The following is a 10,181-nucleotide window of genomic DNA, read 5'->3' as shown; positions in this document are numbered from 1 at the left end:
ACAATGAGTTCAAACCAGGCTGTGAAAAAAGATTTACTACATTTTATGGACTCGTTGCAAAAAGCGGCTTAAAAACTAAGAACTTCATTTTATCTTTTTTGCAACGCTGGGGTTTAATTGTTTTTGAGCATCCTCTTTGGGTACCATATCAATTATCACGGGAAGATCTTTTTCTATCTGGTGGTTCACCTTATCCTGCAATTCATTGATCTGAAGCTTAGTCAAAGGGCTGTCAAAATTATAATCGCATTTGGATTTCTTTTTATTGATATGTGCACTGAAACATCTGCTACATCCAAATTTACGAACCATTGCCTGGTTCAGCAGATGTTCGGCTGAATGCATTTTGGGGTCATAATTTTTCGACATATTTTACCTTTTACTCATAAAAGCGATTCAAGCTGCGATTCTGTCTGCAAAAAATCTTCAGGCAGTTCTGCTTTGAAAAACATTTTTCTCCCTGAATAAGGATGCCTGAAAGCAAGTTGCCAGGAGTGAAGCATTTGCCTGGGGGCTATACTCTTTTTTTTGCGGTATCTTCTGGGCTGATATATCCGGTCTCCAATCAACGGGTGGTCAATAGCATAAAAATGCACCCTGATTTGATGGGTTCTTCCGGTTTTTAAAAGCGCCTCAATCAGGCAGGCTGCTTTAAAGTGCTTTTTGACTTTCCAGCATGTTCTGGCGGGTTTCCCGTCTTCATGGTTTATAGCCATTATTTTTCTTTTCACCGGATGCCGGCCAATGGGAAGATTGATTTCTCCCTGATCATCAGGAAAATTTCCGGAAACCAGGGCCAGATACTTTTTTTCCACACGCCGCTGTTTGAATTCTTTCTGCAGAAAAGGTAACGCCTCTTTAGTTTTAGCAACTACCATTAATCCGCTGGTATCTTTATCCAGCCTGTGAACAATACCGGATCTGAATCGATCTTCTCCAACCTCTTTTATTTTAGGTTCATGAAACAATAGTGCGTTCACAAGAGTTCCGGAAAGATTTCCCGGTGCAGGATGGACCACCATTCCCGGCTTTTTATTGATGACAATAATATGATCATCTTCAAATTCAATGTCCAAATAAATATTTTCAGGTAAAACTACAGTATCAATATCTGCATCAGGCATAATCCCGGTAATGATATCACCTGACTTTACCCTGAACCCTGGTTTCTTTTTTTTATGATTGACAAGGATATCGCTGTTATTTATCAGAATAGCGGCCCTGCTTCTGGAACAGGCTTTATAAAAGCTGGAAATAACCGTATCAAGGCGGGTATCTTTTTGATCATCATCTATATTAATATTTACTTTCATGAACTAAAAAACCGGCGAACTATTTATTTTGCCCGCCGGTTTTCAAATTTGCTTGATAATATAAGGGGGTTAGTTGAAAAGACTCTCAATCTCCTGCATCATTGCTTTTTCGTCAATATCCTTAGCGGTAGACAGCTCTTGAACCAATAAATTCTGGGCGGTATCAAGAAGCTTTCGCTCACCAAAGGAAAGATCTTTTTCAAGCTTTAACTGGAAAAGATCTCTGAAAACTTCAGCAACATCATAAATGGAACCGGTTTTAATTTTATCCATATATTCCCTGTATCTGCGATTCCAGGTCTGATTATCAGCACCTTGAGCTTTTTCCTGCATAACCTTGTAGACTTCAGCGACCTCAGTTTCAGGGATGACATCTCTTAAGCCCACTGATTCCACGTTTGAAGTCGGAATCATGATCACCATACCATTTTCCACGATCTTCATCATGTAAAAATTCATGGTGTCACCATTTATCTCCTTGCTTTCAATTGACTCGATGTAGCCAACACCGTGCGCAGGATAAACAGCCAGATCACCTTTGGAAAATTCTTTTTTGGTTGATGTTACTTCTCTTACCTTGGTTTTTTCACCCATTTGATACCCCACCTTTTTTTAAAAACAATTAGCCCAATCTAAGTAGAGAACCATATTTTAACAATATTGTCAATGAAATAATTTTATGAAAGCTGAAGCATACATAATATCTTCCCTGAAATTACTGAGCTTTTCAACACCATTTTCTGTCAGTGCAAATGTATTTTCTATGGTTGACCCCAGATGGTCAATACTATTTGGAATAAATAAATGACCGCTTAGCGCTTAGTATTAATTAAATTCATGGCAGAGGTCACGCCATTTTCAAGAATATAAAGGCAGGCATCCCTTGCGGTGTCGATACAATGATCCAGTATTTTTATCTCCTCAGGAGAAAAATGCCCCAGGACATGCCCTGTTACATCCTCTATTGATCCGGGATGGCCGACCCCTACTCGAATCCGGACGCAATCCTTTTTACCGAAAGCATCCATAATGGATCGCACCCCGTTATGTCCGCCATGTCCACGGCTTTTAACAATTTTAATTTTCCCGAAAGAAAGATCTATATCATCATGAACAATAATGATATCTTCCATACCGACTTTATAATATGAGGCAAATTTATGGATAGGAAACCCGCTTTTGTTCATATAGGTTAAAGGCTTTACAAGAAAAACGTCTTTGCCTTTAATTTTTGCTTTCACATACTTAGAATCAAAACGAGATTTGTCAATTGTAAGACGGGATTTTGCAGCCAGTGCTTCAACGACTAAAAATCCGATATTATGACGGGTCCGGGCATAATTCTTACCTGGATTACCCAGACCCGCAATAATTTTAAATTTCGAATCCGACATCTACAAGGGGATTACTCTTCGGAAGTCTCTTCATCAGCAGGAGCAGCTTCAGCTTCTCCCTCTTCCATGAATTCATCTTCTTCTTCAATTTCTTCCTCTTCAACAGTCGGCGCTACAATTGTTATTATTGTAAAGTTAACTTCATGGGGAATTTCAACATTTTCATCCAGATCAATATCCTCAACATGAACTGAATCACCAACGTCAAGACCTGCAATATCAATCTGAATGTTGGTTGGTGTATCAACCGGCTTACAGACCACATCAAGTTCCCGTCTGATAATCTGAAGAAGGCCGCCCTCTTTGACGCCTGGACTTTCACCAATGGTTTCGACCGGGATAGAGATGGTAACCTTTTTATCCATGTCAATCTCATGCAAATCAACATGAAGATAATTCAAACCAAAGGTGTCCATCTGCATATCCTTCAGCATGACCGTTTTTTCTTTCCCGGAATCCCCTTCAATCTTAAGATTGAAAAAAAGGCCGGTTGAGCCATGTTTCCTGATGATTTGAATAAAATTGATGGTTTTAATGGAGAGCATTACAGGATCTGTTTTTGCTCCGTAGACAATCGCAGGTATGGCATCGCTTCTTCTTAATTTTCTGGCTGCGCCTTTGCCCCTGGTGTCTCTTAATTTTGCGTTTAATTCGATTAATTCCAAAGTTCTTTCCTCCGTAACTGCATGCATGCATGCTTAAAAACTAATATATCAATTATTTTATACAAATAGAGAGTTTACAGAATCGCCCCTGTAACTACGCATAATCGCCTCACCAACCAGTTTGGCAATGGATAGCGTCTCAATCTTGTCGCATAGTTTTGCTTGTTCTGACAGAGGGATGGTATCTGTCACAACAAGAGAATTTAAAGATGATTTATTTATTCGGCCAATGGCCGGCCCTGAAAGCACGGGATGCGTACAATACGCATGAACCGCTTTTGCGCCCTTGTCAACGATAACGGTTGCGGCCTCTGTCAATGTCCCTGCCGTATCAACCATATCATCAAGGATGATCGCTATTTTATCCTGAACATCACCGATGATAGCCATGGCTTTTGCCTTATTGGGTGCGCTTCTTCTTTTATCAATAATGGCAAGACTGGCATTCAAACGCTTGGCATATGCCCTTGCCCTTTCAACACCACCGGCATCGGGTGAGACAACAACCAAATTTTCAGGATAACGAGTTTTAATATCATCAATTATGATCGGGGCAGCATACAGGTTATCCACCGGGCAATTAAAAAATCCCTGAATTTGGCCAGCATGCAGATCCATTGTAATCACCCTGTGAACACCCGTGTTTTCAAGGAGGTCTGCGATTAATTTAGCACTGATGGGAACCCTGGGTGATACTTTCTTGTCCTGTCGTGAATATCCAAAATAAGGAATAACGGCGGTAATTCTACTGGCAGAAGACCGCTTAAAAGCATCAATCAAAAGCAACAACTCAACAAGATTGTCATTCACCGGATTACAGGTGGATTGAATCACAAAAATTTCCTGTTTCCTGACATTCTCCTGAATTTCAACCTGGGTCTCCCCATCACTGAAACGGTCGACTTTCAATCTTCCCAACGGTTTTGCAAGATATTCCGAAATCCTATCTGCAAGGACGGGATTCGAATTACCCGCAAAAATTGACAAGCCATTCATATCAAATCTCTTTTTTTAAAATTATTAAAATATGGCTGGGGCGAGAGGATTCGAACCTCTGAATGCAGGGATCAAAACCCTGTGTCTTGCCACTTGACGACGCCCCAGTACAATTAAACTCACAGTTTTAGTTAAACGAAGAGAGAAATACGTTTCTTTTGCTCTTGGCCCACTGTTTTGCGAGCCTTTCATAGCCCTTGTCTGCATTTTCCCGGGTTGAAAAAAGAGCAAAAAGAGATGAGCCGCTTCCCGTCATAACCACTCTTCTTTTCAGCAACAACTCCATCTCTTCTTTTGTTTCTTTGATCTCAGGATAGAGCCTGCACGCCAATTCTTCAAGATCATTGTGCATCTGATCCCTTACATCAAATTTCTGTCCCCGCAACGGTACATTCAAACCAGTCTTCATATTATATTTTTGGTTTAATGTCAATCTAAAATCAATGTTTTTATATACTTTTGCTGTTGATGCAACAATCCCCGGATCACACAAAACAAGATGATATGGCCTCAGGTTTGGCGCTTTTTCAAGCCTTTCTCCAATGCCTTTAGTAATTGCCGGGCTTCCAAAAATAAAGAAAGGAACATCTGCGCCAAGGGTCAATCCCATTTTCATCAGTTCTGCTTTTGAAAATGGTTTGTTATAATGATTGTTTAAAGCGATTAGAACCGAGGCTGCGTTACTGCTTCCACCGCCCAGTCCCCCGCCGGGAGTAATTCTTTTTGTGATGTCAATGGAAAGACTTTTTTTTTCTTCACAGCCGTTTGTTTTCAAAGAATGATAAAACAATACCGCTGCTTTATAGGCAAGATTTGAATCATCTTCCGGCACATATGGATGGTCACATACAATTGACAATTCTTTTTTTGAAAAATCAAGATAAATATCATCACACAGATCTATCTGTGTCATTAAAGAATAAAGGTTATGATATCCGTCCTTTCGTCTGGATGTGACATATAAGAACAAATTTATCTTTGCAAATGATTTAACCTTTCTTATCAAGCTTTTGCCTCAACAAATGCCATCCTGATTTCACTGAGCAATGCTTTGAGCAGACTTTCTTCTTCTTCGGTCAAATTGCCCCGGGTTTTTTCTTCCAGCATGGCAATCATATCTATGCTGTCCTTTGCAAGGCCGAGATTAATGGATTTTTTCCCTGTCGAAGGATCTTCAACTTTTCCAAGTTGAACCAGCCCTGATGAATATAAGGACAAAATAAAACTTGAAAAATCAATTTTGGGTAACGGGGTTTTGGCATCTTTCGGACCCTCACTCATCGTAAAACCGTTTCCTTTGGCCATTTTCTTTCTCCTTGAATAAATTTCTTATTCTAATGTCCATTGAACATTAAAGTGATCTTTTGTCACCGATGCAAGGTATCCATCAAAATAAAAATTTTCAACTAAATATTTTTTATCTATATACTGAACAACTAAATTTTTTTCATCAACAACCTCTTTTATTTTTACTTTTGGCAGCCCCCGTATTCCATCTCTTGTTTTTTTTAATACCGCTTCTTTTGCTGTAAATACTCTAAAAAAAATTGTACTTTTACCCTGATGCCTGAAATGGCGTTCCTCTTCCGGTTCAATAATTCTTTCAAACAACGCATCAGAAATATCTTTAATCCTCTCCAGGTCGATCCCAATCTTTTCTTTTGAAACGACTCCTGCCACAAAATCGGGTTTATGGCTTACAGACCAGCAGAGCCCATTTGACAACCTGGGGACACCCAAGGTGTCTTTTTCAAATATGTCCACATGAAGCTTTGCTTTCAAGGCGGAAACCCTTGCGCTTTCTCTGGCAAACTGACTTAAGGCGACAACTTTCTTTTTTCCTTTCAAGATTTTAATCGTTTCAGGCACCTTTGTTATAACCGGATATAAAAAAATAATCAGCTCTCCTTTTTTTCCAGTTGAATAATAATATCTGCGACGGTTGCACCTTCTCCTTGTTCGTGTACAAACAGGGGATTAATATCCAGCTCTTTTATCATGGGATGATTATCTGCCATGGCCTTTAATGAAACAATATGTTTTTCTACAATTTCAATGTCTGAGGGTTTCTCTCCCCGCATTCCTTTAAAAATCGGATAGCCTTTGATGCTTTTAATCATTCTTCTTGCCACGTTCCGGCCCATGGGGGATAATCTAAAGGCAACATCTTTATAGACCTCAACAAATATACCACCCAGTCCAAACATGACGGCATGCCCGAAAACCGGATCCTTTGACAATCCAAGTATCACTTCCTTCCCCTTTGGTGCCAGTTTCTGAATCAGGACACCCTCAAGGTGTGCATCAGGGCTATAGGCTTTGGCTTTCTCCATGATTATTTCAAACGCTTCTTCTACACTTTTACCATCCTCAAGCCCCACAACAACGCCGCCGGCATCGGTCTTATGCAGGATATCAGGAGAGACAATCTTCATGACAACCGGGTATCCAATCTCGTCTGCAATTTTGCAGGCCTCTGTCTTATCTTTAGACAAGGCCATGGGAAGGGTATTAAATCCATAGCATCTAAGGATTTCATTTCCATCCAGTTCACCCAGAACCAGTCTGCCTTCTTTTAAATATCTATCAATAATCTTTTTTGCCTTAGCCGTGTCATACTCCAATCTAAACTGCGGCAAAATTTTCCTGAAAAGCCATTTCATTCCTTGTCTCAGAGCGCCTAAGGATCTGGCAGCACTTTCCGGAAACTGATAGACGGGTATTTTATGCTTCTGTAAAAGATTCACACCGTCTGACACATCCACAACCCCCATAAACGAGCAGACAATTGGTTTTATACTATTCCTGGCAATATTGACAATGGCTTCGGCCGTGCCAATGGCATCGGTCATTGATTGCGGCGTTAAAATAATCAAAACGGCATCTACTCCACGGTCAGCCAACACAGTGGTCAATGTGTTTTCATAACGGTCCCTGGCTGCATCTCCGATCACATCCACAGGGTTATGGAAATTAGCTGTAGCCGGCAAGTGTTTTTTTAATTCTTTAATGGTCTCTTCTGAAAATTGGGCAAGTTTCAACCCGGATTGTTCACTCATATCAGTTGCAATAATACCAGGTCCGCCTGCATTTGTAATAATGGCAATCTTATCCCCTGTGGGATATTTGTTGGCAGCAAATGCCTGGGCATAATCAAATAATTGATTAACCGAGACACACCTTAAAATACCGGACATGGTAAAAATCGCATCATACAAAGCATCAGAGCCTGCAAGGGCTCCTGTATGAGAAGCGGCAGCCTTTGCACCGGCATCTGAAGAGCCTGATTTTATGGCAATCACATGGGTGGGGTTGGTTCCTGAAGTCATCTCTCTGACTTCTGATATAAATTCTTCTGCGCTCCGTGAAAGCTCTTCCATATATATCATGACCACATCTGTATCAGGATCATTGTGATAATACCTTAATAAATCCAGTTCATCCACATCTGCCTTGTTTCCGATTGAAATAAATTTTGAGAAACCAAACCCTTTGTCTGCTGCATAATCAAGCACAGCCGTACAAAGTGCTCCACTTTGAGAAATAAAAGACACATTTCCGGCAGCGGGCATTCGTGCTGAAAAGGAAGCATTCAACGATACTTTTTCAGATGGATTAATCACTCCCAGGCAATTCGGGCCCACCAGCCGTACGTTAGCATTGGCGCACAAGGTCTTGATTTCTTTTTCAATCCGAGCCCCTTCGCCGCCCACCTCTTTAAAACCGGCAGAGACAATCACTATCCCTTTGACACCCTTTGCAATACAATCTTCTACTGCCTGCAAAGCAGCTTTTGGGGGAAGAATAATCATACCCAGATCAATGGGATCAGGAATATTTTTTATACTGGTGTAGCACTTGACACTTGATACGGATTTTGCTTTTGGATTAACCGGATAGAGGGTTCCCGTATATCCTCCGGATAAGATATTGGCAAAAATATCATGCCCCACCTTTCCTTTTTGAGTTGATGCCCCTATAACGGCTATGGTTTCAGGTGCAAATATCGCATCCAGCCTATCCATTCCTCCCCCTTTATATATTCAAGATAATTTTATATCTTTCATTTAAGATATATCAAAAAATTTGGTGCTGACTCTGTTGAAGATCATTTGGAATAAAGGTTTTAAGATGCCCCATCTTTTTTCTATATTCTTTTTCTGATAGTGCAATAGGACAAAAGATATAATGATTTACTCAATTTCATTGACAATGGTTCTGTGTTCAGCTATCTGAGTTAAATCGTGGGGGAATGCCGCCCACAACAGCTTCATAATACCGGTAAAGGGTTTTTTCCCCCAGCAATTCATCCACCTGGCGCTGAATGGCCATGCGTTCCTCGCTGTATATCCATTTGTTCCAGTCTTCAAGGGAATTCCAAGTGCTGATGATTAGATACTCCCCTTCACAGTCTAAACAACTGAAGGTTTGATCAGTCAGAAAACCAGGCTGAGCTGTTGCTCGGGATCTGAGTTGCACGATCAAAGGGGCTAATCGGCCTGCCATAGTCTCATCCTTTACGGATCGTCTGATAATAATGGAAACTGCCATAATGTACTCCTTTTTTTAAAACAATGATTGTTTGACAAAAAAGTATTGATACAGGCTACAGCATAAACAATCGAAAGATACTGAAGGTGAAGAAATGGACAATTTAGTTTCAATTTGGATGATATAATATTTTTCACCTTATCAATTTGTCTGATTTGTTGTCAATCTGTAATCAAACTTCCATGAAGATAATTATCTGATGAAAAAGAGAAAGTCAGACCTGAGTTTAAGGGGGGTGAATACTTGCCTCACCATTCCAAAAAAAGCCAAAAAAAAGCCGGGATCAATAGTTGTTGATCCCGGCAATTGGCTGTCTGTTCTTATTGTTTATATATTACTGTTCAAACAATATTAAAGACTTAATTTTGCTGATCTAAGAGTATTTTTCATGAGCATAGCAATGGTCATGGGTCCTACGCCGCCCGGAACAGGTGTAATTTTTCCTGCAATCTCTTTGGCTGCTTCAAAATCTACATCGCCTTTTAGGATCGCCTTTCCTGTTTTCTCATTCATGCCCACCCTGTTCACACCAACATCAATAACGGTTGATCCCGGTTTAATCCATTCGGGTTTTACAAGATCAGGAACACCGGCAGCAACGATCAGGATATCCGCACGTTTACAATGAAACGCAAGATCTTTGGTCCGTGTATGAACTATTGTTACGGTGCTGTTGGCACCTTCACCTTTTTGTGCCATCATCATTGCAATGGGTTTTCCCACAATATTGGATCTTCCCACAACAACGACTTCCGCACCTGAGGTTTCAGTGCCTGATCTTATGATCATCTCCTGAATACCGGCCGGGGTGCAGGGATGGAATCTTGCTTCGTCACCACCGATCATAAGCCGCCCAACGTTAACCGGATGAAAAGCATCCACATCCTTATCCGGATTGATGGCAGTCAACACCTTCTTGTCATCTATGTGTTTGGGTAAAGGCAACTGAACCAGAATACCATGGATATCGGGATCATTATTATATTTATCAATCAAACCTAGAAGATCTGCTTCTGAAAGATCTTCCGGCTGGTCGTCCTGTATTTCATGAAACCCAAGACTGATGGCTGTTTTGACCTTAAGTGTAACATAGCTGATGGATGCAGGGCTTGAACCCACAAGGATTGTTACAAGACCCGGCACCTTGCCATGTTTTTCTTTCATCTGATCGACTTCCTCTTTGACTTCTGCGAGGATCGCCTTTCGTATTTCAGTTCCGCTAATAATTTCAGCAGTCATTTATAAACCTCCATATAAAAAAT

Annotated in this window: 12 protein-coding genes and 1 tRNA gene; all 13 read right to left on the bottom strand. The window is 40.6% G+C overall.

What is annotated here, in order from left to right; translation table 11 throughout:
• Window positions 1–84: 84 nt before the first annotated feature.
• Complete coding sequence (locus HGJ91_RS03610; protein ID WP_291346332.1) at window positions 85–369, bottom strand: hypothetical protein; 285 nt, start codon at window positions 367–369, stop codon at window positions 85–87.
• A gap of 14 nt (window positions 370–383) precedes the next feature.
• Window positions 384–1,313, bottom strand: coding sequence for an RluA family pseudouridine synthase (locus tag HGJ91_RS03605; RefSeq protein ID WP_291346331.1), 930 nt, complete (start codon window positions 1,311–1,313; stop codon window positions 384–386).
• A 69-nt stretch (window positions 1,314–1,382) separates the two neighbouring features.
• On the bottom strand, window positions 1,383–1,907 hold the full coding sequence (locus HGJ91_RS03600) for a CarD family transcriptional regulator (protein ID WP_291346330.1): 525 nt from the start codon (window positions 1,905–1,907) through the stop codon (window positions 1,383–1,385).
• A 218-nt stretch (window positions 1,908–2,125) separates the two neighbouring features.
• A complete protein-coding gene (gene pth, locus HGJ91_RS03595) occupies window positions 2,126–2,707 on the bottom strand; it encodes an aminoacyl-tRNA hydrolase (RefSeq protein ID WP_291346329.1) in 582 nt (193 codons plus the stop codon).
• Window positions 2,708–2,718: 11 nt separating this feature from the next.
• Complete coding sequence (locus HGJ91_RS03590) at window positions 2,719–3,372, bottom strand: 50S ribosomal protein L25/general stress protein Ctc (RefSeq protein WP_291346328.1); 654 nt, start codon at window positions 3,370–3,372, stop codon at window positions 2,719–2,721.
• 57 nt (window positions 3,373–3,429) lie between these two features.
• Complete coding sequence (locus HGJ91_RS03585; protein WP_291346327.1) at window positions 3,430–4,368, bottom strand: ribose-phosphate pyrophosphokinase; 939 nt, start codon at window positions 4,366–4,368, stop codon at window positions 3,430–3,432.
• 32 nt (window positions 4,369–4,400) lie between these two features.
• Window positions 4,401–4,475 (bottom strand) — tRNA-Gln (locus HGJ91_RS03580).
• Window positions 4,476–4,495: 20 nt separating this feature from the next.
• Window positions 4,496–5,374 (bottom strand): 4-(cytidine 5'-diphospho)-2-C-methyl-D-erythritol kinase, encoded by an 879-nt coding sequence (ispE, locus tag HGJ91_RS03575; protein ID WP_291346326.1) that lies wholly within the window; start codon window positions 5,372–5,374, stop codon window positions 4,496–4,498.
• Complete coding sequence (locus tag HGJ91_RS03570) at window positions 5,371–5,673, bottom strand: DUF1844 domain-containing protein (protein ID WP_291346325.1); 303 nt, start codon at window positions 5,671–5,673, stop codon at window positions 5,371–5,373. The genes ispE and HGJ91_RS03570 overlap by 4 nt, the downstream gene beginning before the upstream one ends.
• Window positions 5,674–5,697: 24 nt before the next feature.
• Window positions 5,698–6,237 carry a 4'-phosphopantetheinyl transferase superfamily protein gene (locus HGJ91_RS03565; RefSeq protein ID WP_291346324.1) on the bottom strand — a complete coding sequence of 180 codons (540 nt, stop codon included), beginning with the start codon at window positions 6,235–6,237 and terminating at the stop codon, window positions 5,698–5,700.
• Between the two features lie 29 nt (window positions 6,238–6,266).
• Window positions 6,267–8,393: an acetate--CoA ligase family protein gene (locus HGJ91_RS03560; protein WP_291346323.1), complete on the bottom strand. Its 2,127-nt coding sequence runs from the start codon at window positions 8,391–8,393 to the stop codon at window positions 6,267–6,269.
• Between the two features lie 199 nt (window positions 8,394–8,592).
• Entirely contained in the window at window positions 8,593–8,919 is a 327-nt protein-coding gene (locus tag HGJ91_RS03555; protein ID WP_291346322.1) for an antibiotic biosynthesis monooxygenase, read from the bottom strand.
• A 351-nt stretch (window positions 8,920–9,270) separates the two neighbouring features.
• On the bottom strand, window positions 9,271–10,158 hold the full coding sequence (gene folD, locus HGJ91_RS03550) for a bifunctional methylenetetrahydrofolate dehydrogenase/methenyltetrahydrofolate cyclohydrolase FolD (protein WP_291346321.1): 888 nt from the start codon (window positions 10,156–10,158) through the stop codon (window positions 9,271–9,273).
• Window positions 10,159–10,181 lie beyond the last annotated feature (23 nt).

Source organism: Desulfobacula sp., from assembly GCF_014237455.1.
Lineage (GTDB): Bacteria > Desulfobacterota > Desulfobacteria > Desulfobacterales > Desulfobacteraceae > Desulfobacula.
Note: the sequence above shows the minus strand (reverse complement) of the source record. Positions and strands in the feature narration are given on the sequence as shown.

Coding starts and splice junctions, on each gene's coding strand:
- HGJ91_RS03605 (WP_291346331.1), bottom strand. CDS start 1,313: ATGAAAGTAAATATTAATATAGATGATGATCAAAAAGATACCCGCCTT.
- HGJ91_RS03555 (WP_291346322.1), bottom strand. CDS start 8,919: ATGGCAGTTTCCATTATTATCAGACGATCCGTAAAGGATGAGACTATG.
- HGJ91_RS03560 (WP_291346323.1), bottom strand. CDS start 8,393: ATGGATAGGCTGGATGCGATATTTGCACCTGAAACCATAGCCGTTATA.
- HGJ91_RS03600 (WP_291346330.1), bottom strand. CDS start 1,907: ATGGGTGAAAAAACCAAGGTAAGAGAAGTAACATCAACCAAAAAAGAA.
- HGJ91_RS03585 (WP_291346327.1), bottom strand. CDS start 4,368: ATGAATGGCTTGTCAATTTTTGCGGGTAATTCGAATCCCGTCCTTGCA.
- HGJ91_RS03610 (WP_291346332.1), bottom strand. CDS start 369: ATGTCGAAAAATTATGACCCCAAAATGCATTCAGCCGAACATCTGCTG.
- folD (WP_291346321.1), bottom strand. CDS start 10,158: ATGACTGCTGAAATTATTAGCGGAACTGAAATACGAAAGGCGATCCTC.
- pth (WP_291346329.1), bottom strand. CDS start 2,707: ATGTCGGATTCGAAATTTAAAATTATTGCGGGTCTGGGTAATCCAGGT.
- HGJ91_RS03570 (WP_291346325.1), bottom strand. CDS start 5,673: ATGGCCAAAGGAAACGGTTTTACGATGAGTGAGGGTCCGAAAGATGCC.